The 23,081-nt window shown below is 70.6% G+C and carries 20 protein-coding genes; 9 read left to right on the top strand and 11 right to left on the bottom strand.

The features are described 5' to 3' along the window. Window positions 1-817 precede the first annotated feature (817 nt). Window positions 818-1,930 (top strand): methyltransferase domain-containing protein, encoded by a 1,113-nt coding sequence (locus ACY34J_RS26945; RefSeq protein WP_462729252.1) that lies wholly within the window; start codon window positions 818-820, stop codon window positions 1,928-1,930. Between the two features lie 198 nt (window positions 1,931-2,128). On the opposite strand, the gene ACY34J_RS26950 is transcribed toward ACY34J_RS26945, so the two are convergent. The 3 genes from ACY34J_RS26950 to ACY34J_RS26960 form a co-directional block, all read right to left on the bottom strand. Further along, window positions 2,129-3,409, bottom strand: a complete 1,281-nt coding sequence (locus ACY34J_RS26950) for an MATE family efflux transporter (RefSeq protein ID WP_462729251.1) — start codon at window positions 3,407-3,409, stop codon at window positions 2,129-2,131. A gap of 296 nt (window positions 3,410-3,705) precedes the next feature. Then, on the bottom strand, window positions 3,706-5,511 hold the full coding sequence (locus ACY34J_RS26955; RefSeq protein ID WP_462729250.1) for a lipopolysaccharide biosynthesis protein: 1,806 nt from the start codon (window positions 5,509-5,511) through the stop codon (window positions 3,706-3,708). Window positions 5,512-5,524: 13 nt separating this feature from the next. Continuing rightward, complete coding sequence (locus tag ACY34J_RS26960; protein WP_462729249.1) at window positions 5,525-6,787, bottom strand: glycosyltransferase; 1,263 nt, start codon at window positions 6,785-6,787, stop codon at window positions 5,525-5,527. Between the two features lie 178 nt (window positions 6,788-6,965). Here ACY34J_RS26960 and ACY34J_RS26965 point away from each other — a divergent pair, with 178 nt between their 5' ends. Continuing rightward, complete coding sequence (locus tag ACY34J_RS26965; protein WP_462729248.1) at window positions 6,966-7,439, top strand: adenylyltransferase/cytidyltransferase family protein; 474 nt, start codon at window positions 6,966-6,968, stop codon at window positions 7,437-7,439. On the opposite strand, the gene ACY34J_RS26970 is transcribed toward ACY34J_RS26965, so the two are convergent. After that, a complete protein-coding gene (locus tag ACY34J_RS26970; RefSeq protein WP_462729247.1) occupies window positions 7,393-8,238 on the bottom strand; it encodes a CDP-alcohol phosphatidyltransferase family protein in 846 nt (281 codons plus the stop codon). The two genes, ACY34J_RS26965 and ACY34J_RS26970, sit on opposite strands and share 47 nt — an antisense overlap. A gap of 204 nt (window positions 8,239-8,442) precedes the next feature. Here ACY34J_RS26970 and efeO point away from each other — a divergent pair, with 204 nt between their 5' ends. The 4 genes from efeO to ACY34J_RS26990 are packed head-to-tail and all read left to right on the top strand — an operon-like array spanning window position 8,443 to window position 12,704. Further along, window positions 8,443-9,576, top strand: coding sequence for an iron uptake system protein EfeO (efeO, locus tag ACY34J_RS26975; RefSeq protein WP_462729246.1), 1,134 nt, complete (start codon window positions 8,443-8,445; stop codon window positions 9,574-9,576). Between the two features lie 14 nt (window positions 9,577-9,590). Further along, window positions 9,591-10,865 (top strand): iron uptake transporter deferrochelatase/peroxidase subunit, encoded by a 1,275-nt coding sequence (efeB, locus tag ACY34J_RS26980; RefSeq protein ID WP_462729245.1) that lies wholly within the window; start codon window positions 9,591-9,593, stop codon window positions 10,863-10,865. Further along, window positions 10,865-11,845, top strand: a complete 981-nt coding sequence (gene efeU / locus ACY34J_RS26985; protein WP_462729244.1) for an iron uptake transporter permease EfeU — start codon at window positions 10,865-10,867, stop codon at window positions 11,843-11,845. The genes efeB and efeU overlap by 1 nt, the downstream gene beginning before the upstream one ends. Further along, complete coding sequence (locus ACY34J_RS26990; protein WP_462729243.1) at window positions 11,796-12,704, top strand: SCO2278 family lipoprotein; 909 nt, start codon at window positions 11,796-11,798, stop codon at window positions 12,702-12,704. The genes efeU and ACY34J_RS26990 overlap by 50 nt, the downstream gene beginning before the upstream one ends. Window positions 12,705-12,721: 17 nt before the next feature. On the opposite strand, the gene ACY34J_RS26995 is transcribed toward ACY34J_RS26990, so the two are convergent. Continuing rightward, window positions 12,722-13,474, bottom strand: coding sequence for a bifunctional DNA primase/polymerase (locus tag ACY34J_RS26995; RefSeq protein WP_462729242.1), 753 nt, complete (start codon window positions 13,472-13,474; stop codon window positions 12,722-12,724). Window positions 13,475-13,626: 152 nt separating this feature from the next. Between ACY34J_RS26995 and ACY34J_RS27000 the strand changes: the two genes are divergently transcribed. Continuing rightward, on the top strand, window positions 13,627-14,481 hold the full coding sequence (locus ACY34J_RS27000; RefSeq protein WP_462729241.1) for a glycerophosphodiester phosphodiesterase: 855 nt from the start codon (window positions 13,627-13,629) through the stop codon (window positions 14,479-14,481). Window positions 14,482-14,604: 123 nt separating this feature from the next. After that, window positions 14,605-15,426: a dimethylargininase gene (gene ddaH, locus ACY34J_RS27005; RefSeq protein ID WP_462729240.1), complete on the top strand. Its 822-nt coding sequence runs from the start codon at window positions 14,605-14,607 to the stop codon at window positions 15,424-15,426. Window positions 15,427-15,429: 3 nt separating this feature from the next. Here ddaH and ACY34J_RS27010 read toward each other — a convergent pair whose 3' ends face one another. From ACY34J_RS27010 to ACY34J_RS27020, 3 genes are all read right to left on the bottom strand, one after another. Continuing rightward, window positions 15,430-16,437, bottom strand: a complete 1,008-nt coding sequence (locus ACY34J_RS27010; RefSeq protein WP_462729239.1) for a small ribosomal subunit Rsm22 family protein — start codon at window positions 16,435-16,437, stop codon at window positions 15,430-15,432. A gap of 56 nt (window positions 16,438-16,493) precedes the next feature. Next, on the bottom strand, window positions 16,494-17,807 hold the full coding sequence (locus ACY34J_RS27015; RefSeq protein ID WP_462729238.1) for a serine hydrolase domain-containing protein: 1,314 nt from the start codon (window positions 17,805-17,807) through the stop codon (window positions 16,494-16,496). Window positions 17,808-18,096: 289 nt separating this feature from the next. Continuing rightward, window positions 18,097-19,722, bottom strand: a complete 1,626-nt coding sequence (locus tag ACY34J_RS27020; RefSeq protein WP_462729237.1) for an alkaline phosphatase D family protein — start codon at window positions 19,720-19,722, stop codon at window positions 18,097-18,099. Between the two features lie 217 nt (window positions 19,723-19,939). Between ACY34J_RS27020 and ACY34J_RS27025 the strand changes: the two genes are divergently transcribed. Then, complete coding sequence (locus ACY34J_RS27025) at window positions 19,940-20,722, top strand: SDR family oxidoreductase (RefSeq protein ID WP_462729236.1); 783 nt, start codon at window positions 19,940-19,942, stop codon at window positions 20,720-20,722. A 7-nt stretch (window positions 20,723-20,729) separates the two neighbouring features. On the opposite strand, the gene ACY34J_RS27030 is transcribed toward ACY34J_RS27025, so the two are convergent. The 3 genes from ACY34J_RS27030 to ACY34J_RS27040 all read right to left on the bottom strand — a co-directional run. Further along, window positions 20,730-21,215, bottom strand: a complete 486-nt coding sequence (locus tag ACY34J_RS27030; protein WP_462729235.1) for an N-acetyltransferase family protein — start codon at window positions 21,213-21,215, stop codon at window positions 20,730-20,732. Window positions 21,216-21,435: 220 nt separating this feature from the next. Continuing rightward, window positions 21,436-22,698: a tyrosine-type recombinase/integrase gene (locus ACY34J_RS27035; protein WP_462729234.1), complete on the bottom strand. Its 1,263-nt coding sequence runs from the start codon at window positions 22,696-22,698 to the stop codon at window positions 21,436-21,438. A gap of 127 nt (window positions 22,699-22,825) precedes the next feature. Then, a partial coding sequence (locus ACY34J_RS27040; protein WP_462729233.1) for a helix-turn-helix domain-containing protein occupies window positions 22,826-23,081 on the bottom strand: 256 nt, incomplete at its 5' end.

Here is a 23,081-nt window from a genome sequence, read left to right on the forward strand (position 1 = left end):
ACCGCGGAAGAGCGGGGGTACAGCTTGTACCCGTCGCTCTGTAACCCCCGTCTTACGGTCAGTACATGACGACGGATCACCTCCCAGAAGCACGACCCGGCCTGGGCACCCTGGCCAAAGACACCGCCCGGAATCGCGTGGGCCTCGTCATGGGCCACCAGAACGGAAGCGTGTGACTCCGTCCCCCTAATGGCGGCACGGAGTGGGATGCCAAGCCGGACAGAGTTCGCCCCTTGACGGCGCGCGAGGAGCTGAGCGTGCGTCTGGCCGTCCGGAACGAAGGTTCGAGGTGGGGGAAATGATGCGCGCCCTCGGCCGGTACGTAGGGCTCCTGTTCATCATCGGAATCAGCGTGTCCTGTGGCCTTGTGATCGGTCTCGCTGTTGTGGGCGAGCCTCATTAGACCGGTCCGCCCTGGACGAAGGCCCGCAACCACCCGGCGGGCAGTGGCTCCCCCATCACCGTCCAGGGCGGGCCCTTCAATGCCCGCCCGGGCTGCCCCTCGTATCGGTGAGGACGAAGCAGCCCGAGCGGGTCAGCAAGAGCACAGCCGTGCTGGCCGCTGGTCACGCACGTACCGGTTCACACGGATCACGAGGAAGGAGCACATTGTGCCCACTCCTGACAGTCCCACCCTCTCGGGTGGCCATGGGGGCGATTCGGCCCCGATTGAGCCGACTCCGCCCCCTCCTCCGCCGAGCCCCGACAGCGGTCCTCCACCCGGTAATGGGGGTCACCGTAAGTGACCAGCTCGCATGAGCGGGAGGAGCGGCCCAGCTGGCAGCAGTTGGGCCGCTTCCTTCTCGAAACTGGAGTTATGACGTCGGACTGGGCGCCGGCCTTCGCGGCCGTGCCCCGGTCTCTCTTCCTTCCGGATCTGATGTGGCCGTTTGACCAGGAGACGGGCGGAAGCGTCGCGGTGAGCAAGGCGGAGGACCCCGCCGCGTGGTACCGGTACGCAGGCGCCAACGTTCCAATCGTCACGCAGTGGGATGACGGCCAGCACGACGGTACTGAGCCCGGCGCAGTGTCCACGAGTTCCGCGAGCATGCCGAGTGTGGTGTTTTCCATGCTCCGCGATCTCGACGTGAAGTGCGGCATGAACCTGCTGGAGATCGGTACGGGAACGGGGTGGAACGCCGGTCTTCTCGCTCACCGGCTCGGCAGTGGAAGCGTCACCACGGTGGAGGTTGACCGGGACGTGGCGTCGGCGGCCCGTAAGGCGCTGCACGGCGCCGGGCTGCATCCGCTGGTGGTCGAGGGGGATGGTCTTCTTGGTTACGCCCCGAACGGTCTCTATGACCGCGTCATCGCGACGTGCGGTCTGCGCTCCGTTCCGTACGCGTGGGTGGAGCAGACGCGACCGGGCGGAATCATCGTGGCCCCCTGGGGCACGCAGTACACCGCACAGGATGCGGTGGCGCGTCTGGTTGTTGCGGAGGACGGCAAGAGCGCGTCGGGCCGCTTCACAGGCCCCGTCCAGTTCATGAAGGCGCGCTCTCAGCGTCTGGCCTGGCCTCGGCACGCTGAGTATGTGGCGGAGGCTTGGCCAGGTGACGCACGCCGGTCGACCACCACCCTTACCGCGGATGCCGTGTCCGATGGCCCCTTCGGAGTTGCCGACTTCGTTATCGGCCTGATGGTGCGGGACTGCGCGCACGCAGCCCACGACCTGGGCGAGGGAGTTCGTACGGCCTGGTTCTACAGCCTGACGGATAAGTCATGGGCTGCCATTCGCTTCCATGCCGACGCGCAAGTCGAGGTCTATCAGTCCGGCGCCCGCGAATTGTGGTCGGAGGTGGAAGCGGCCTACAGTTGGTGGGAGGAAGAAGGTCGCCCCGACTTCGACCGCTTCGGCCTTACGGTCACGGCTGACGGTGAAACGCCCTGGCTCGACGTTCCCGGTCACCCGGTTCCCGTCGTCGGGTGAGCGGGCCAGCTCCGAGTAACCCCGCCCGCGCCTGCTCTCGGTCCGATGGCCTCGGCAGTGCCACCCGGGCTGAGGTCTGGTCTCGCGCCCCGATTCGGGTCAAGACGCATCACAACCGCAGACGGAAGCCTGACTACCCCCATTGCCTGGACAGCTTCCGGGGTGGTCCCGGCTCCACTTTTCCATGGGCGGTGGCGGTTATTGAAGCGTTCTGTCGAGGCGGGTCCGGTCATGGGCATTGCCCAACGCCGTTGGCTGCTCTGAGCGTTCGGCACCCGCTGTGGTCTCCTCGGCGGCCGGTCCCCGCCGTACGGACACGATGCGCAGCCAGGCGGCGCACGCCTTCAGCCCCGAGCCCAGGCACAGGCCCCACGCCGCGCCAAGAACGCCGCCGAGGACGTACCCGGCGAGCAGGCAGGCCACCGAGAGGACGGAGAAGACGACCTGGATGGGGAGGGTCGTACGGGGACGCAGCACGCGGAGGGTGAGCAGGGCGCAGGTCCCGAGGGCGATGGCCGCGTACTGGCTGCCGGTGGCGGGGAGCAGGCCGGAGGAGGCCGCCCAGGTGTCGCCGAGGAGTTCCCGGCCGAGGCGGTCGGGAAGGGCGATGAGTACGGCGCCCCAGGCGGCGGCGACCGCCGCGAGGACGAGGGCCAGCGCCGCGGTGATGCGCACCTTGCGGCCGGCGTCCGCGAAGCGGCCCAGGATCGGCGGGCCGAAGGCCGTGGAGGCGTTGAACAGGACGTTCATCGGCCCGAACAGGGTCGTCACACCGCGCAGCGCGCCGACCGCCAACGGGCTGGCGAACAGGCCCAGTCCGACGACCGTGAGCTGGCTGGAGGCGTTGCCGACGGCGAATTCGACGACGAAGCGGCGGCCGAGGTGGTCGCGGCGCAGAAAGCGGCGCGGGTCGGAGGGCATGCCGCGCAGCAGGGGAACGAGGAGGACGGCGGCCACCACCAGCGCGGGTACGGCGGACAGGCCCCAGACGGCGACCAGCCGGGCCGGCCCGGCGCCGCGCGGCTGGACGGCCAGGGCGGGTACGGCGGCGGCGAGGCGTATGAGATCGGCGGTCAGGGCGTGGTGCGGCAGGCGCAGCGTGGAGAAGCAGTACCGCATCCCGTCTTGGGTGAGAACGATCGGCAGGACGAGGCCCAGCGCGGCGAGTCCGCGCGCGGTGTCGCCGGGTACGAAGGCCAGGACGGCTGCCATGCCGGCACCCAGGGCGGCCGACGCGCCGGCGGTGAAGACGACGGCGGAACGGCAGGCGCCGCGGACTCGTATGGTCTCGCCGCGCTCCAGGACGAGGGCCTGGCCGCTGTAGGAGACGGAGAGGCCGAGCAGCACGGTGAAGACGGTGTAGACGAGAGAGAAGACGGAGAACCCGGCCGCGCTGGAGAGCCGGGCGGCGACCACGAGCACGACAATGTTGGTGAGCGCGGCCACGCCCTGGTCGGCGACCGAACACAGCACGGCCATCCGGGTCCCGAGCCCGCGCGGCCCGGATCGGGCCGCCGCCCGGAACCTGTTCGGTGCGGGCCCATCTGCCAGGCCGTCGGCCCGCGACTGCTCTGGAGCCATGCCCCCGGCCGCTGCCGGTTCTGCCGGGTCAGGGCCGCCCGACGCCCAGGGGTCCGGCGAGCCCTGTGCACCCGGCCCGGCCGCGTCCACGAAACCGCCATGCGGCCGGCCGTGAGAGCCCCGTACCGCGGTGTCGGACGGGACCGGCGGTTCGCCGTCCCCGGGCCTGTCCTTCGGCTCTCCCTGAGGGGCCGTCACCGCAGTGTCTGACGGGACGGGCGGTCGGCCTGAGTGACGGTCCTCAGCGGCAGGGTGCCGGGGCCATCCGGGTCCTCGTCGGTGGGCGCGTTCCGGGCCGCGCCCTCCCCGCCGGCCAGGATGAATCGCTGCGCGGGGTAGGCGGCCCCACCGCCCTTCGCCTCCGCGGCCGCCGTCGGACCGGTGTCCGCCGCGGGGCGGCGGCGGCTGCCCGTGCCGCTCTTCGCGGACCGCCGGGCGCCGCTGCCGTCGGCGTGCAGCAGCGCCCCGAGCACCGTGCCGCCCGCGCCGGTGACCAGCTCCCGTACCCGGTCCAGGTCGTCGCGCCGCACCTCACGCGGGTCACAGACGACGAGCACGCCGTCGACGCGGTCGACCAGCGCTATGGCGTCGGCGTACGACAGCACGGCGGGCGCGAGGACGACGACGACCGCCTCCGAGGCATCGGCCGTCGCGATCAGCCGGCTGGCGGCGGCCGAGGTCAGCGCGCGGGCCACGTTGCGCACCCGGCTGCCGGGGACCAGGTCGAAGGCGCCGGACTCGCCCGCGTCGATGGGGATCTGTTCCCCCGTCGGCCAGCCGCCCTCCCCCCGCGCGGGCGTACGGGCCCAGCCGGGCCGTATCCCGTCGGCCGCGCGCAGCCGCGCGGTGAGGCTGGGCGTACGCAGGTCGGCCTCGACGAGCAGCACCTCGCGCCCCATCTCGACGAATGACGCGGCGATGTTCACGGACGCGGCGGCAGCGGTGTCGATCGCGCCGCGCGGGGCGACGACCAGCAGCCGCCGGCGGTCGGCGAAGCGCTGGTCGTAGGCCAGGCGGAAGGCCAGCGAGCGGTACTCCTCCGCCAGCCGCCCCTCGGCGAGCAGGGCGCCGGGGCCGCTCCCGCGGCGGCCGCGCGGCAGGGTCCCCAGCACCGGCGCGCGCAGGGCCCGTACGACATCGCTCTCGGAGCGGGCCGTGGGGTCGAAGACGAGCCGGACCCAGGCGGCGAGCAGCCCGAGGCCGATGCCGACGGCCGCGCCGAGGCCGAGCAGCATCGGCAGGCCCGGCCCGGAGGGCGCGCTGGGCGGGGTGGCGGTGCGGACGATGAAGCCGGGGGTGGTGTCGAGCGCCCGGAGCTTGGTGATGCTGCTGTTCAGCTCGGAGATCTTGCCGAGCACGCCGGACTGCACCGAGAGGGTGGTGTCCAGGGCGCGGCCGTCGCTCAGCCCGGCGATCTGCTCGGCGAGTTGGTCGCGCTGCTTCTCCAGCGGCTTCAGCTGCTTCTCATAGCCCTGGATCATGTTGTCGATCAGGGACTGGGTCTGCTGCCGCCGGTTGTCCAGGTATGCCTGGGTGAAGGCGTTGGCCCGCTTGGCCGCCGTCGCGGGCGAGGAGTCGGTGTAGGCGAACTGCAGGACGAGCGTGTTGGGCGGGTTGGTGACCTGCAGGCCCCGCTGGAGCTGCTCGGCGTCGCGCGGGGTGCCGAGAGCCTTCGCGGCCCGGTCGGCGACGGCGTTGCTGATCGCGGTCTGCCGCTCGGAGCCGATGCTGACCTGCTTGTCGGGGGTGGTGCCGCCGGGTGCGAAGGGGTCGACGGTGGCGGACCGTACGGTGACCTCGCTGGTGGCGACGTAGGAGTCGCCGCCCACCAGGCCGAGCCAGACGCCGCCGAGCAGCCCGATGACGACGCCGAGGGCGATCAGCTTGGGGTAGCGCAGCAGCTGCTTGAACTGGTCGCGCAGCAGGTCCGGCTCCTCGCGGGCCTGCTGGACCCCAGGCGGCTCCGGCGCGGAGGCCATGGATGTGGTCGTGGATGTCATGGGTGAGTCCCCCTCAGCCGTGCGCCCTGTGCCGTACCTGGCGCTCGAGCGCTTCGTTCAGCAGCCCGGTGATCCGGGCCAGGCCCTCCTCGCGGCTGAGGTGGGCGTCGACGTATGCCGGTCCGCGGGACCCGAGCGCATCGGCGGCGGCGGGGTCGTCAGCCAGCTTGCGGACAGTGGCCAGCAGTGCGGCCGGGTCCTCCGGCGGGACCAGCACACCCGCTTGTGAGCGGCGGACCTCTTCGGCCGTGCCGCCCTGCTCGGCGACGGAGGCGACGACCGGCCGTCCGGCCGCGAAGTAGGAGGTCAGCTTGGAGGGGATGCTCATATCGAGCACGGAGGCCCGCTGGGTGACGGCCAGGACGTCCGCGGCGGCGAGCACCTCGGGGAAGTCGGCCTCGTCGGCGGGCGGGAGGAAGTGGAGGTTGGGCAGCCCGGCGCCCAGAGCGCGCAGGGGCTCGCGCTGATTGCCGTCACCCATCAGGACGATGTCGATGTCGGGCGCCTGGCGCGCCGCCTCGATCAGCACCTCAAGACCCTGCTTGAGCCCCATGTTGCCGGAGTGCAGGACGACGGTCCGGCCCTCGGGCCAGCCGAGGCGCTCGCGTGTCTCGGCGCGCGGCCGTAACGGACGGGCGACGTGCGACCAGTTGGGAACGAGCCGTATGCGCTCCCGCGGGACACCCATGGCGGCGACCTTCTCGACAAAGGTCTCGTGGATGACGCCGACGAGCGTGCCGCGGCGCAGCACAAATTTCTCGACCATGCCCGCGGCGGCCGCGGCCCGGTCCCCGCCGCGGATCCCGCTCTGCTGCGCGGCCGCGCCCATCAGGTCCTGGACGACGGGTATGTACGGGACCCGGTGCCGGCGGGCTATCCGGGCACCGAGGACGCCTCCGGCCAGGCTGGGCAGCTGGGCGACGACCGCGTCGGGCCGGGCCATGCGCGGGGGCGCGGCGAGTCCATGGGCGAGGATCGACGCCTCGTAGAGGGCGCGGCGGAGCGCGGTCTGGCGCGGCGGGACGGTGTGTCGCCGGCGGTGTACGCGGACACCGCCGTGCTGCTCCTCCATCCGCCAGACGCCACGGTAGGCGGAGTCTGTACGCCAGGCGGGGTAATGCGGCACACCGGCGAGCACATGCACCTCGGCCCGGCCGGCCGCGGCCCAGTGTTCGGCGATCTGTGTCGCGTAAGGGCCTATTCCGGCCTGCTCGGGCGCGTAGTTGGTGGAGACCAGGAGCAGGCGCCGCCCCCCGTTCTCACTGGTTTCCGGCATGGTGCATCTTCTCCCCCCAGAGGTGATGAGCTGCACCCTAACGTCTTGTCAGCGCCACATGTCATTATTCTCTCGCACTTAAAGTTTCGTAATATGCCGCTTCTATACGGTCTGCACAGCTATCGTCAGTGGACCTGACGCGCTGGGGAGTGCGTCACGAGATGGGGAGTGCCGTCGCATGCCGCAGACTGTGGGCTACGCACCCGGGGTCTACGACCTCTTTCACGTCGGCCATCTCAACATCCTCAGACACGCCCGCAGCCAGTGCGACTATCTCGTCGCCGGGGTGGTCTCGGACGAGATGGCGGAGCTGGCCAAGGGCCGTACTCCCGTGATCCCTTTGGTCGAGCGCCTGGAAATCGTTCGGAGCGTCCGCTTCGTGGACGCCGCATTCGTCGAGACCGTCCCGGACAAACTGGAGACCTGGCGCCAGATCCGGTTCAACGTGATCTTCAAGGGTGACGACTGGCGCGGGACGCCGAAAGGCGACCGCCTGGAGCGCGACTTCGAATCCGTCGGCGTCGAGGTCGTCTACTTCCCGTACACGGTGCACACCTCCAGTACGCACCTCCGTCGTGTGCTCGACACCCTCGACGGTGGGCATGTCAACGGGGGCGTATCGCAGCCAGCGCCCGGAACCACTTCGCCATGAACGCCCCCAGGAACAGCACATGCGCCACGAACAGCACGGCGTACGCGCCCAGGAAGGCGCGCTGGTGACCGAGCAGCAGGAAGACGAGGCAGAAGACGCCGTAGTCGACCGGCAGCAGCGCCACCGCCCGGATGGATGACGCGGGCTGCACCTTGGCTGGGCTGGCCTCCGGGCGCTCAGAGCCGGCGTCGACGCTCCTCGACGCATCGCTCTGTCGCTGGTTCCTCGCTCCGACGCTTGGTTCCGTCGCTCTCGACACCGGCGCGCCCTTTGGCTCGCTCGCGGCTCCCGCCGCCGCCGGCTTCGGCATGAGCTTGTCGTAGAGCAACCCGCCGGAGAAGATCAGCACCGACGCCAGCTGGAATCCCAGCGGCAGCAGCAGCCAGCCCGGCCCCGGCAGATCAAAAAATCGGTAAAACATCATCAGCACGGCGGCGTGCAGCGCGGTTATCTTCGCGCAGTCCACGACATGGTCCAGCCACTCACCCGCCGGGCTGCTCTCCCGCCGCAGCCGGGCCAGCTGTCCGTCCGCCGAGTCGAAGGCGAAGCCGACCGCCAGCACCAGATAGACGGCGAGCGCGAGCGGCCAGGACGGCGGCGCCAACGCGACCGCCGCCACTCCCGAGAAGCTCAACAGCGCGCTGAGCAGGGTCACCTGATTGGGCGTCAACCCGATACAGTACGCGGCTGCGGCGAGCACCCGGCCCCCGGGCCGGTTGATGTGACGCGAGTACAGCGACACCCCCTTCACCGGCTTCTGCGCGCCGCGCAGCTCCCGCAGGGCCGCACCAAAGGCCATGATCCCAGCCACCGTCCCCCCCAGATGCTCTGGCTTCACAAGCTCACGAGCATGATGGCACGAGCCACTGACAACCACCCCGCGGTCGAAACGGTGAGACCTGGATCACTGGACCCGGGTGCGTTCTTCAGGTAAGCCTCAGTTAAGTTAGGTCCGCCTCACCCGGCCCTAGCCCCTACTGATCCGAGCAAGCTTGGAGCGCGAATGCGAGCCGTCCGTCTCTCCGCCGCCATCGCTGCCGTGGCGGCCGTCACCGCCGTCTCCGGCTGTACCCAGAAGAACGACGACGCCAAGGCTTCCGACGCCATCCTTGTGACCGCCTCGGACACCTCCTGCGAGGTGTCGAAGAAGGAGTTTCCCGCGGGCCACGTCAAGCTCTCCGTGGAGAACAAGGGCTCCAAGATCACCGAAGTCTATGTCTACGCGCCGGGCGACCGCATCGTCACCGAGCGGGAGAACATCGGGCCCGGCACCAAGGCCGACATCACCGCCGAGGTCAAGGCGGGCAGCTATGAAATCGCCTGCAAGCCGGGCATGAAGGGCGACGGCATCCGCCAGAAGGTGCAGGCCACCGGCAAGGGCGCGCCGCAGAAGCGGGACCCGCGCCTGGACAAGGCGGTCGCCGAGTACCGCGAGTACGCGGAGCAGCAGGCGAAGGAAACCCTCCCGAAGGCCGAGGCATTCGTCGCCGCGATCAAGAAGGGCGACCTCGAGGCCGCCAAGAAGGCGTACGCACCCTCGCGCATCGGCTGGGAGCGCACCGAGCCGGTCGCCGAGTCCTTCGGTGACATCGACCCCAAGGTCGACGTCCGTGAGGACGGCCTGGAGAAGGGTCAGGAGTGGACCGGCTGGCACCGCCTGGAGAAGGCGCTGTGGCAGGAGAAGAAGATCGGCCAGAAGGAGAAGGAGCTGGCCGACCAGCTGGTCGCCGACCTGGAGGAGTGGGAGGAGCGCGTCGAGAAGGCGGAGATCACTCCCACCTCCATGGCCAACGGCGCCAAGGAGCTCCTGGACGAGGTCGCCACCGGCAAGGTCACCGGTGAGGAGGAGCGCTACAGCCACACCGACCTGGTCGACTTCAAGGCCAACCTCGAGGGCGCGCAGAAGTCGTACGAGCTGCTGAAGCCCGTCGCCGCCAAGAACGACCCGGAGCTCGTCAAGGAGCTCGACCGGCAGTTCACGGCCCTGAACAAGACGCTCGACACCTACCGCAAGGGCGACGCGTACGACTTTGAGCCGTACGACAAGGTCGGCAAGGACCAGCGCAAGGAGCTGTCCGACGCCGTGAACGCCCTCGCGGAGCCGCTGTCCAAGCTCGCCGCCGCAGTCGTGAAGTGAAAGGGGACCAGCCAATGAGCGACGAAACGACGAAGGGCCACGCCCCGTCGCGCCGTTCGCTGCTGGGCTGGGGCGGTGCCGGGCTCGCGCTCGGCGCCGCCACGGTCGGCGGCGCCGCGGCCACACTGCGCGGCGACGGCGACCACGCCCAGCGGGTGGCCAACGACGGCGCCGCGGTGCCGTTCCACGGCGAGCACCAGGCCGGTATCGCCACCGCCGTCCAGGACCGGCTGCACTTTGCCGCCTTCGATGTGAAGACCGACTCCCGCGAGGAGCTGATCGCGCTCCTGAAGGAGTGGACGGCGGCCGCGGCGGCGATGACCGCCGGCCGGCCGGTCGGCGAGGGCGCGGCCGGCGGCCTCCCGGAGGCGCCGCCGGACGACACCGGTGAAGCGCTCGGCCTCAAGCCCTCCCGCCTCACCGTGACCATCGGCTTCGGCCCCGGCCTCTTCGAGAAGGACGGCCAGGACCGGTTCGGCATCAAGTCCCGCCGTCCCAAGGCCCTCATCGACCTGCCGGTGTTCCCCGGGGACAACCTCGACCCGGCCCGCAGCGGCGGCGACCTGTGCGTTCAGGCGTGCGCGGACGACCCGCAGGTGGCGGTGCACGCGATCCGCAACCTGGCCCGTATCGGCTTCGGCAAGGTCGCCGTCCGCTGGTCGCAGCTGGGCTTCGGCAAGACCTCCTCCACGACGCCCGAGGCGCAGACGCCGCGCAACATGATGGGCTTCAAGGACGGCACCCGGAACATCGCGGGCACCGACACCGCGGCCCTGAAGAAGCATGTGTGGGTCTCGGAGAAGGACGGTCCGGACTGGATGACCGGCGGCTCGTACCTCGTCGCGCGCCGGATCCGGATGCACATCGAGACCTGGGACCGTACCTCGCTCAAGGAGCAGGAGGACATCATCGGCCGGGACAAGGGCGAGGGTGCCCCGATCGGCAAGAAGCGCGAGCACGACGAGCCGAATCTGAAGGCGATGCTGCCCACGGCGCACGTCCGCCTCGCCCACCCGGACAGCAACGCCGGCGCGCGGATCCTGCGCCGCGGCTACTCCTTCACCGACGGCACGGACGGCCTGGGGCGGCTGGACGCCGGGCTGTTCTTCCTCGCCTACCAGCGGGACGTACGGGACGGCTTCGTGCCCATCCAGACCAAGCTGGCTCGTAACGACGACCTCAACGAGTACATCCAGCACGTCGGCTCTGCGGTGTTCGCCATCCCGCCGGGCGTGAAGGACCGCAACGACTGGTGGGGCCGGGCACTGTTCGAAGGGACAGCTTCCTGATGTTCTCCAACTACCTGATAGGCCTGCGCGAGGGCCTGGAAGCCAGCCTCGTCGTCTGCATCCTCGTCGCCTACCTGGTCAAGACCGGCCGCAAGGAGAAACTGCCCCCCGTCTGGACGGGCATCGGCACAGCCGTCGCACTGAGCCTGTCCTTCGGTGCGCTCCTGCAGTTCGGTACGACCTCGCTGACCTTCGAGGCGCAGGAACTGCTCGGCGGCAGCCTGTCGATCCTCGCCGTCGGCCTGGTGACGTGGATGGTCTTCTGGATGCGGAGGACGGCACGGCATCTGAAGGCCGAGCTGCACGGCAAGCTCGACCAGGCGCTGGCCATCGGCACGGGCGCCCTGGTGCTGACCGCGTTCCTGGCCGTGGGCCGGGAGGGCCTGGAGACCGCGCTGTTCGTCTGGGCCGCCGTGCAGTCCGCCGACGACGGGACGATGCGGCCGCTGATCGGTGTGACCCTCGGTCTGCTGACGTCGGTGCTGCTGGGCTGGCTGTTCTACCGGGGCGCGCTGCGCATCAACCTCGCGAAGTTCTTCACCTGGACGGGTGGCCTGCTGGTGATCGTCGCGGCCGGCGTGCTGGCGTACGGCTTCCACGATCTGCAGGAGGCGCGCTTCCTGCCGGGCCTCGGCACCAAGGCGTTCGACGTCAGCGCCACGATCCCGCCGGACAGCTGGTACGGCACCCTGCTGAAGGGCACCGTCAACTTCCAGCCCGACCCGACCGTGCTGCAGCTGGTGGTGTGGCTGCTGTATGTGATCCCCACCCTCGCGCTGTTCTTCGCCCCCGGTAGGGTTGCGCCGTCTCAGGCAGCCCCGAAGGAGCCCTCGAAGGAGCCCCGAAGCGATGATGCGGAGGTCACGCGGGTTGACCCGCCGAGTGTCGGCACTTCTGTCAGCCGCAGCGCTGTTGACGCTGACGGGGTGCGTGACGGTGCACGGCGAGCGGGAGGTCATCCCGTCGACGACGAAAGCTGAGGCGGCCAAGGCCCTCAAGCAGTTCACCGACGGGTACAACAAGGCGAACCGCAAGGTCGATCCGGCCATCCTCGCCGGGGTCGAGACGGGCGCGCTGCACACGATGGGCCAGGCCGGCCTCAAGGCACAGCAGGCGCTGAAGCCGGACGGCAACCCGGACTACCCGCCGCTGGAGCTCACGGACGCCTCGTTCGTGATCCCCAAGCAGGCGGGCTGGCCGAAGTTCTTCCTGGCCGACACCGACAGCAACCGCGACAACAACCGCTGGCTGGTGGTCTTCCTCAGGCAGAACGCGAGCGAGCCGTGGCGGGCTGCCTATCTGCTGCTGCTCAGCCCCGACGAGGTCCCGGAGTTCAAGACGGACAAGGACGGCCTCGCCGAGCCGGTGGCGGCCGGTACGGGTGCCGGGCTGGCGGCGGACCCCGGCACGCTGAGCAAGGCATACACGGACTATCTGCGGACCGGGCAGGGCGACATGTTCGCCGACGGGCAGCAGACCTCGCTTCAGCGGGCTACGCGCAAGCGGCTGTTGCGTACCCCGAGCTTTTGGACGCAGTACGCCGATGAGCCGGGGAAGGCCCCGGACTACCTGCCGGTGGCGCTGCGTACGAAGGACGGCGGGGCGCTGGCCTTCTTCACCGCGCACCACACGGAGAAGCGGACGATGGCCCCCGGTTACCGCGTGGGCCGGATCAAGGACCCCATCACCAATGCGCTGCTGTCCGGCACACCGCAGAGGACGCTGACGCTCACCCGGATCTCGGAGTCGGCGGTGAAGGTGCCGGCCAAGGGCACATCGGACGGGCAGGTGGTGTTCCTCAACCGGCTCGAGGCGGTGACCGAGGCACGGGGCACCTGACGGTCTGCCACGTCTGATCAGCGGCCGAGGGGCCAGACCGGGTGGTGGAGCTCCGCGTCGTGGTCCGCGTACTGGGCACAGGCGTCGGTCAGCGCCTCCAGCAGCGTCAGCGGGTCGGGCAGCGGCCGTTCCGGCCCGCGGAGCCAGGTCACCGTGCTCTCGGAGGGAAGCTTGGCGGGCGGCACGAGCACATAGCTGCCGCGGCAGTGCCAGCGCAGCCCGGGATGCTCGTCCATGGTCTCGGGGTGGCAGTCCAGCTCACAGGGCCACCACTCGTCCTCGTCGTCCGGGGTGCCGCGGGTGGCGGTGAAGAACAGCATCCGGCCGTGCCGGGTGCCGGCCTCGCTCTCCGCCACGGGGCCGACCTCGATGCCGTCGGCCTCCAAGCGCTCCAGCGCGCTGTGCCCGGCATTGGCGGGGACGTCGAGCACATCGTGGTTGATGCCGGTGGCGGTGATGAAGTTGGCGTGCGGGTGGGCGCGGAGCCAGCGGCCGACCTGCTCGGTGTCGGTGGACGCCTGGGTCCGCCAGGCGAAGGAGATGGGGTGGCGGGCGGGGGTGGGACAGCCGATCCGGTCGCAGGAACAGCCATAGCCGGAGGGGTACGCGGCCTGGGCCAGCGGAAAGCCGGCGGCAGCGGCGGCCAGCAGCAGATCCTCGCGGCCCGCGGCGGCCGCTCCCGTACGGTCCGCCTCGCTCCTCGGGCGACGGCGCAGCCACTGGGAGAACCTCCTCGCTTCGCCGCGACGGCGGCTTTTGTCAGCGCCCATCTGTCCCCTCACACTTCGACCGCCTCCGATCAATGCTGCCACCATCCTGCTCCCCAGGTGGCCGCTGTCCGCATTCGGGGTGGGTGAGCGACACCGTCCATTGGGCGGCTTTCACAGGGCATAACGGGACATAAGGCCCTAGCGTGGGCTTCATGATCACACGATCCGCGCTGACCTCCGTCCTCGCGGTGTCGCTCGCCGGCCCGATAATTCCGGCGCCGTTCCGTAACACGGCGTCACCGAGTGTGGACAACCTGCCGAAGGTGGCCTACACGGCGCATCGCGGCGGAGCCCTGGAGGTTCCGGAGAACAGCATGTCCGGGCTGGTGACGGCGCTGAGCAGAGGCACCGCGCAGGTTCTCGACTTCGACACCCGGATGCTGCGGGACGGCACGCTCGTGGTGATGCACGACGCGACGCTGGACCGTACGACGAACCGGACGGGCCCTGTGCGCAATCTCACCCGGGCCCAGTGGCGGAAGGTGCTGCTGCGGCCGGGGCCATTGCTGCCCGGCAGATGGCGGCCGGAGCATCCACCGACCGTGGCCGAGGTGCTGGACCGGTTCGGCGGCAAGACCGTGCTGATGCTGGAGGCGAAGGACCCGGACAGCCTGCCGCGGCTCGCCCAGCTGATCAAGGAGCGCCGGCTCGAGCGCTCGGTGTTCGTCAACACCAACCGCCCATGGCTGGCGCGCCGCGCGCAGGCGATGGGGCTGCTGGCCCAGGTGTGGCGGTCGGCCAAGCAGATGCGCCACGACCGGCCTGAGCGGTGGCGCGGCTTCGTCGAGCTGCTGGATGTGGACTACCGGGCGCGTGAGGCGGATCTGCGGCGGGCGGCGAATTCGGGCATCCCGCGGGTGTGGGCGCACACCGTCAACACCCCGCAGGCCCGCGACCGGGCGCTGCGGCTGGGGTGCAACGGCATCATCACGGACGCCCCGGGGCTGCTGACGTCGACGCCCGTGCGAGCGCGCCCGGCGTATGGCGGGCAGCGGTCGGACAGCTGAACGTTTTCGCGGCCAGTGGTGAACCACCCGAACGGATCACTGCACGAAGCGGTGTTCAGGGTGGAACATGTGAGCGCGCAGGCGACCCGCATCTGCGCTCGAACACCCCGTGAGGAGACCTCCTTGCGTCCAGCATTCACTCCGCGCCGGTACCTGATGTGCCCACCCACGCACTTCAAGGTCACGTACTCCATCAACCCCTGGATGGACCCGTCGAAGCCGGTGGATCTGCCCTTGGCGCTCGCGCAGTGGGAGCAATTGCGCGACCGCTACCGCGCCCTCGGCCACACGGTCGAGATCCTTCGGCCGCGGCCCGACCTCCCGGACATGGTCTTCGCCGCGAACGGCGCGACCGTCGTGGACGGCCGGGTGCTCGGCGCCCGCTTCGCCTTCGCCGAGCGCGCGGCCGAGGCGGCCGCGCACCGGGAGTGGTTCCTGGCCCACGGCTTCACCGACGTTCATGAGCCGGAGCACATCAACGAGGGCGAGGGCGACTTCGCGGTCACCGATTCCTGGCTGCTGGCCGGCTGCGGCTTCCGCAGCAGCCCGCTCTCGCACCGCGAGGCGCAGGAGTTCTTCGGCCGCCCGGTGATCGGCCTGGACCTGGTGGACCCCCGCTACTACCACCTGGACACGGCGCTGGCGGTGCTCGGCGGGGACGAGGTGATGTACTACCCGCCGGCCTTCTCTCCCGGCAGCCAGGCCGTCCTCGCCCGGCTGTTCCCCGACGCGATCATCGCCGAGGAGGCGGATGCGGCGGCCCTGGGCCTCAACGCGGTATCCGACGGCCACCATGTGCTGCTGCCGCAGACCGCGGTGGGGCTCTTCGGCCCGCTGCGCGAGCGCGGCTACGAGCCGATCGGCGTGGACCTGTCGGAGCTGCTCAAGGGCGGCGGCAGCGTGAAGTGCTGCACGATGGAGCTGCGGGGGGCGCCTGTGGCGTGACCCTCAGCGCCAGCTGTCACCCCACTCCGCATTCCGCGCGGCGCGGTAGAGCTCGCCATGCCGCTTGGTCACCGTCGTGCGGTGCAGCGACTCGTCCTGACCGCAGAGGTCCAGCAGGACCTGGCCCTTGCGGAGCTGTGGGCGGCGTACCACGCGTGACTCGGCCGGGGCGGCCGGAAAGCGCACCGCCGCCACATAGCTGAACTTCTCGTCCTCGTACGGCAACGAGCCTCCCTTCACCTGCCGATGGAGGGAGGAGCGGCCCACCCGGGCCGCGAAGTGGCACCAGTCCAAGGCCGGCTCGATCGGGCACCCGGCGCTGTGCGGGCACGGCGCGACAATCCGCAGCCCGGCCGCGAGCAGCCGCTCCCGCGTCTCCCGGATCCGGAGGTAGCCCTCCGGGGTGCCCGGCTCGATCAGTACGACCGCCTGTGCCGCGCGCACCGCCGCGTCGACCACCGCGCCCCGGTCCGCCGCGGTCAGCTCGCCCAGCACATAGCTGACGGTGACCAGGTCGGCTTCGGGCAGCTCCAGGCCACCGCCGATCACCCGGCGCACCCACTCGGCCCGCCGCAGCGCGCCCTCCCGGGAGCCGGCCGCCAGCTCGCGGCCCAGCGCGAGCGCGGGCTCGGCCCAGTCCAGGACCGTCGTCCGGCGCTCGGGGCCCTCCCAGGTCGCGGCCACGGCCCAGGTCGCCGCGCCGGTGCCGCCGCCCACGTCCACATGGCTCGCGGGGTTCCAGTCCGGCACCTGCTCCCGGAAGGCGCCCAGCGCGGACCGGACGGACTCGAAGGTCGCGGGCATCCGGTAGGCGGCGTACGCGGCCACGTCGGAGCGGTCGCGCAGTACGGGCGCGTCGGTCGGGGTGCGCCCCCGGTAGCTGGCGATCAGCCGCTCGACGGCCTGCGCGGCCTGCCGCGGCGGCAGCCCGTCGAGCAGCCGCGCGAGCGCCAAGCGGAGCTCGTCGGACACAGCGGCCGCGTCGGTACGGGTGGATTCCGGGGCGTGCATTCGAGCGAGTTTACGGCGGCTCCCCGCCCCTGATGCTGCGAGGCCCGGCCTGCGGCTCACCGTGCGGCCCGTACGTCCCGTACCGCCCGCGCCAGCCGGGTCGCCGCGGCCGCGCGCGGGGCGCTGTCCCCGGGCCGCCGACGCGGGTGCACCGTGTTGGCGAGCAGTACGAGAAAGGTGTCGGTGGCCCGGTCCAGGACCAGGCTGGTGCCCGTGAAGCCGGTGTGCCCGGCGGCCCCCCGCCCGGCCAGCTCCCCCATGAACCACGGCTGGTCCACCGCGAAGCCCAGCCCCGGGGCCCTCAGCAGCGCGTCCACCGATGCGGGCGCCAGGATCCGCGCGGTCCCGTACGCCCCGGCACCCAGTAGCGCCCGGCACAGTACGGCGAGGTCCCCGGCCGTGGAGAACAGGCCGGCATGACCCGCGACGCCGCCCAGCGCGTAGGCGTTCTCGTCGTGGACCTCACCGCGCAGCATGCCGCGGTCGAGCTTGCCCCAGGGCCTGCGCTGGTCCTCCGTCGCGGCCGCCTCAAAGGCAGCACCGGGCGGATTGAATCCGGTCGCGGTCATGCCCAGCGGCCGGGTGATGCCCTCCTGGATCAGCCGGTCCAGCCGCTTCCCTGTGATCCGCTCCAGCACCACCTGCACGGCGATCAGATTGAGGTCGGAGTAGAGAGGGGAGCCGCCGGGCGCGGTCAGCGGGCGGTCCTCCCACAGCATCGCGAGCTGCGCCTCGCGGCCCTCCCGTTCGTAGAAGGGCAGTTCGGGGCGCAGTCCGGAGGTGTGGGTGAGCAACTGCCGTACGGTGATGGCCCTCTTGCCGGCGACGGCGAACTCGGGGACGTAGTCGGCGACCGGTCTGTCCAGCCTGAGCGTGCCCCGCTCGACCTGCTGCGCGGCCGCTATGGCGGTGAAGAGCTTGGTGAGCGAGGCCAGGTCGAAGAGCGTGCCCACCCGCATGGGCACCCAGCGCTCGCGCGGCAGTTCCACGCCCCGGTCCGTGCGCGGGTCGTACGCCGCGTAGCGCACCGCCCAGCCCACGGCCTTCTCGACAGCGACGACGGGCCCGCGTCCGGCGACCACCACCGCCCCCGCGCACCAGGGCACCTCGGCTCGCCCGCCGTGCGGCAGCCGTCCCACCTCCCGTACCAGCAGGCGCAGCTCGGTGGGGTCGAGGCAGGCCTGCGCGGGGGTTCCACAGCGCAGTTTCGGCGTGCTCAGCTCCCTGCTCCCTCCCGCTCCGCGTTCCCCCGCGACTCCCGTGAACGCGGTCTGCCCCACGGGCTCCGCATGCGCACGCTGCCAGGGCCGGCACAGCCCCGGGAAGCACGCCACGGCCGTCAGCGCGAACATCACCTGGACCAGGGCCATCGGCACGGCCGTGTGCTCGCCGGCGGTCCCCGCGTCGCGGGGCGGGGGGCCGGTGAGCGAGACGGACTCGGCTGGCCCGGTATGGGCTCGGGGCTGGTCGGACCACGGTCTGGCATACAGCTCTCCATCATCGTTGAATGGTTACCCACTTATCAGCCGGCGATGGATGGCCGAGACGGTCCGCGCCCGCCGGCCGCAGCCGACGGGCGCCGAGGGGGTGCCGAGGGGGGTGCCGAGGGGGCGCCGAGGGGGCGCCGAGGGGGCGCCGAGGGGGTGCCGAGGGGGGTGCTCAAACCTGCTTCAGGCCCGGGTTCCCCGCCTCGGTCACGAAGGATCCGGCCGTGGTGATGGGAGCGCCGGGCGTGGTGACGGCGGAGACCGTCCGGTAGTCCGCCCGGGCGGCCTGGCGGTCGAGTGCGACCGTCACATAGCCGCGGCGGCCGTTGTACCACTTCATGTGCGGGTTCGCCGTCATGAAGGTGGCCCAGTTCGCCGGCTTGTCCGCGCCGTCCTTGCCGCTACTGATGGAGGTGGTGACGATCTCGGTGCCGACCGTACGGGAGCCCGGGTCGTTGAAGTCCCGCTTGATGTCCAGGCCGTAGCTCACGTGCACATCGCCGGTCAGCACCATGAGGTTGTCGACCCCGGCCGCCGGGGCGCCGGCCAGCACCCGCTTCCGGGAGGCCGGGTAGCCGTCCCAGGCGTCCATGCTCAGCTTGTACGCGGCGGTGGAGTCGCTGCGCCGCTGGGAGAAGGTCACCTGCTGCGGCACCACGTTCCACAGGGCGTACGAGGTGCGCCAGCCGTCGATCAGCCAGCGTTCCTGCGTGCTGCCGGTCAGGGTGCGCGAGGGGTCCTCGGACGCGGGGCCAGGGGTCTTCCAGCCGTCGCCGTACGCCTGGTCGGAGCGGTACTGGCGGGTGTCGAGGATGTCGAACTGGGCGAGGGTGCCAAACCGCAGCCGCCGGTAGAGCCGGGCGTCGGCGCCGCTCGGCTGCTGCGGGCGGCGCAGCGGCTGGTTCTCCCAGTACGCGCGGTAGGCGGCGGCCCGGCGGATCAGGAACTCCTCCGGCGGGAGGTTGTCCTCGGAGATGGCACCGGCGTAGTTGTTCTCGGTCTCGTGGTCGTCCCAGGTGACGACGAAGGGGTGCGCGGCGTGCGCGGCGATCAGGTCGGGGTCGGACTTGTACAGGGCGTAGCGCAGCCGGTAGTCCTCGAGTGTGACCGTCTCGTGGTTGAAGTGGGCGGGGAGGGTGCGGTCGGTGTAGGCGCGGGCGCCGCCGGTGGAGTTCACGGCGTACTCGTAGATGTAGTCGCCGAGGTGGAAGACGACGTCCAGATCCTCGCCGGCGAGGTGGCGGTAGGCGGTGAAGTAGCCGTCGTGGTAGGCCTGGCAGGAGACGGCGGCCAGGCGCAGGCCGGAGAGCGCGGCTCCGGCGGCGGGCGCGGTGCGGGTGCGGCCGACCGGGCTGATCCAGGTCCCGGCACGGAAGCGGTAGTAGTAGACGCGGTCGGGGTCGAGGTTGTCGATCTCGACGTGCACGGTGTGGCTGAACTCGGGGTGCGCGGTCTCCTGGCCGCGCCGTGCGATACGGGTGAAGCGCTCGTCGTGGGCCAGCTCCCAGAGGACGTTGATCCGGGCGTTCGGCAGACCGCCGCCGGACTCGTACGGCTTGGGAGCGAGCCGGGTCCACAGCACGATGGAGCCGGGCAGCGGGTCGCCGGAGGAGACGCCGAGGGTGAACGGGTCGGCGGTGACGGCCTGTCGGGCGTCCAACTGGGCCGCTTGGGCGCTCCCGGGGAGGTTGGTGGCGAAGGCGAGTGCGGTGGCGGCCCCGGTGACGGTCAGGAAGCGGCGGCGGCCCAGGTGCGCGGCGGCGGCCCGAAGCTCCTGCTGGTGCGACGTGGATGTCATCTGCCCCTCCCGAAAACGTGTGGTGGCGTTGGGAATTGCAGTGACGGGGAACGGCGGCGCGCTGTCGTACGTGCTACACGTACATGTCAAGTCGATGAGCTTCGTCTCGTCTTGGGGTATTCAGGGTCATTTCGGCGCGACATGCGCCACCACAGGCGGGGGCGGACCGAGCGCTGGGCGAGCGAGCCACACGAGCGAGGCAGCGTACGCTGCGCGCATGAGCGAGATCAACACGGGTCACCACTCGGCGGGCGTTTCACGGACCGCAGTGGTGACCGGCGCAGGTTCCGGGATCGGGCGGGCCGTGGCGCTCGCGCTCGCCGGGGCGGGCTGGTCGGTCGCGCTGGCGGGGCGGCGCGAGGATTCCCTGGCCGGGACGGCGCAGCTGGCGGGCGCCGGTGCCACGACCCTGACGGTCCGCACCGATGTCAGCCGGCCGGACGACGTCAACGCACTGTTCGCAGCGGTGCGCGAACACTTCGGCAGGCTGGACCTGCTGTTCAACAACGCCGGCAGCTTCGGCCCAGCGGTCCCGCTGGAGGACGTGGCGTACGAGGACTGGCGCGCCGTGGTGGACGTCAACCTCACTGGCGCCTTCCTGTGCGCGCAGGGCGCGTTCCGGCTGATGAAGGACCAGGATCCGCAGGGCGGCCGGATCATCAACAACGGCTCGATCTCCGCGCACACTCCGCGGCCGGACAGCATCGCCTACACGGCGACGAAGCACGCGATGACCGGTCTCACCAAGTCGCTGTCGCTGGATGGCCGGAAGTACCACATCGCCTGCGGCCAGATCGACATCGGCAATGCCGCGACAGAGATGACCGAGCGCATGCAAGCCGGAATTCTCCAGGCCAACGGCACCATGGCGGTCGAACCGGTGATGGACGCGGCGGACGTGGCGCGTACGGTGCTGCACATGGCGTCCCTGCCGCTGGAGGCGAATGTGCTGTTCGCGACGGTGATGGCGACGGCCATGCCGTACGTCGGTCGGGGCTGACGCCGGCTCAGCGCATCGTCGAGGCTGAGCGAGCCGCGGTCCGGGCGAGCACCGTGCCGAGCCTCGCCCCCAGGAACGCACCGCCGGGCGTGGGCTCGAATCCGCAGCTGGCGAAGAAGGCCAGTTCCTCCATGGGGTCCCGGGGATCCACCCACAGCAGGAGGTAGCCCCGGCCGGCCGCGATCCCCTCGGAGGCGAAGCGGTGCATCAGCGCGCTGCCCACGCCCCGCCTGCGCGCGGCGGGCACCGTGAGCATCGCGTGCACCCGGCTCTGGGGCGGCGGGTAGCCACGCACGCCGGTGTCCCCCCGGTAGTCATGTGAGCCCGCCAGCATCCCGACCGGGCCGGAACCGGCCAGGGCCACATGGATCTCGCACGGGGGGTGCCGCTTCACCAGGAGGTCCTCCGCCAGCTGGCCCAGTCCCTCTTCGGCCAGCATCGCGTACACGCGGGCCTCATGCTCCACGGCGAGCCGAGTGACCTCGATGTCCACGTCGCCAGCGTACGTCGCTCCGCCCCGGCCCACCTCCCCGCCGAGCGGCGCACCACCGATCGGGAAGGGAACACGAAGCCCCAGGGGCATACGCAGGTCGGGCGCGCGGACGGCAGACGAGTCGGGCTGTACGCCGGGTTCTGTTCCGCTCAGGGAGCGATCACGCTCTGACCTGCATGTTTGCGGAGATCCGGAGGCTGGTCCAGCCCTCTGGGACTTCTCAGGGACTTTCAGGCGAGTCCGTGAACCAGGCCTCGATGGCGGACAGCCCACGTGCGCCGGCCTGCGGCATGAAGTGGGTGTACGTCCGGAGCGTGAACGCCGGGTCGGAGTGCCCCAGCCACTTCGCGAGCGAGACGATCGACTCACCGGCTTCGAGCATCACCGAGGCGTACGTGTGGCGCAAGACGTGGAAGCCGTGCTCGCGGCTCGGCTCCCATACGCGCGACGGCTTCTCGCCCGGCTGTCGCTCGGGCAGCGGCGGAATGACTCCCACTTCGGCGAGCGCGGGCTTCCAGGCCTTGGTGTTCCAGGTGGTGCGGTTGATCGCGCCGCGCCGCCCGGTGTAGACGAGCAGCGGGACGGTCACCTTGCGTCGGTCCTCGCGTGCGAGGTCGGGTTCCTCGGGGTCCAGCCACGGCAGGGTGACGTCGATCGGTTCGAAGCGTTCCTGGTGCGTGAGGAGCCGCTTCGCGAGCACCTTCGGCAGGGGCACGTCGCGTTCCTTGCCACCTTTGGGCGGGCCGAAGTACAGCTGCGACCTGTACATGAGGATCTGCCGCTCTATGTGCACGAAGTCGCCATGCACGTCATCCGAGCTGAAGCCGAACAGCTCACCCTGCCGAAGTCCGCATCCGACGCCGAGGTCGAGCATGATCCGATAGCGGTCGGCCAGTGCCTCCCGTACGGCGTCGACACGGTCCTGCTCCCAGGCGCGAGCCTTACGCTCCGGCTTCTTCGGCGGCTTGATCGAGCTGTTGCCCTTGCACGGGTTGCGGTACAGCCGCTTGTCCTCGACCGCGGCCTGCATGATCGCCTTGAGGTACACCCACGCGACATAGGCCGTACTCGACGCCACCGCCCTCTGTACGTCGGCCGACCACTTGCGCAGCTCGGCGACGCCGATGTCCCTGAGCGCCAGGTCTCCGAGCTGCGGCAGCACTTGCCCCCAGATCAGGTGCCTCATGCTTTCCAGCGTCTGGGCGGGATGCACCTGGGAGGGCCACCAGTGTTTCTCAACGTACTCACGAAGGCTGATCGCACCATCTCGCGCGTCGACGAAATCCCCTCGACGTGTGTCGGTCTGCGCCTCGGCCAGCCAGGCCTTGGCGTCCGCGACCGTGTCGAACGAACGGTCACGGACTCCCGGTATCCCCTTCACGCGGTAGCGCGTGCACTTGCCCCACAGCGCAGTGCGTTCGCGCTTGCCCGTCTCCTTGTTCGGCCGCTTCTTGAGCCATCGGTCCTCTATGTAACCCGCCATGCGCATCTTCTCCTTGGCCTGGACATGGTTCTCTCGCCGCGACCTGCGTCGCGATCAGACACACAGACGATCTCCGTGCACATGAAATTCCGAGTGCTGCCGAAGTCCTCGAAACCGTTCTGCCAGGTCAAGCAGCCCGACGCCGCTCGCGCTGCTGCGGCGCCTTGTTCAGCGGATTGAGAGCCGGGTTCGACCGCGAGTCCGCATGTTGCTGCTCGTTGAGCCACGCATCGAGCAGGTCCCGGCGGTACATGACCCTCCCACCGGGCCCCATCCGGAAGCTGGGCGGCCCTTGCCGGCGGTGACGCCAGACGTAGAGCGTGTTCACCGAGATGCCCATGTACTTCGCAGTGTCCTGAACATTCAGGTAGGCAGCCTCAACG

This window comes from Streptomyces sp. HSS9-12, from assembly GCF_054963655.1.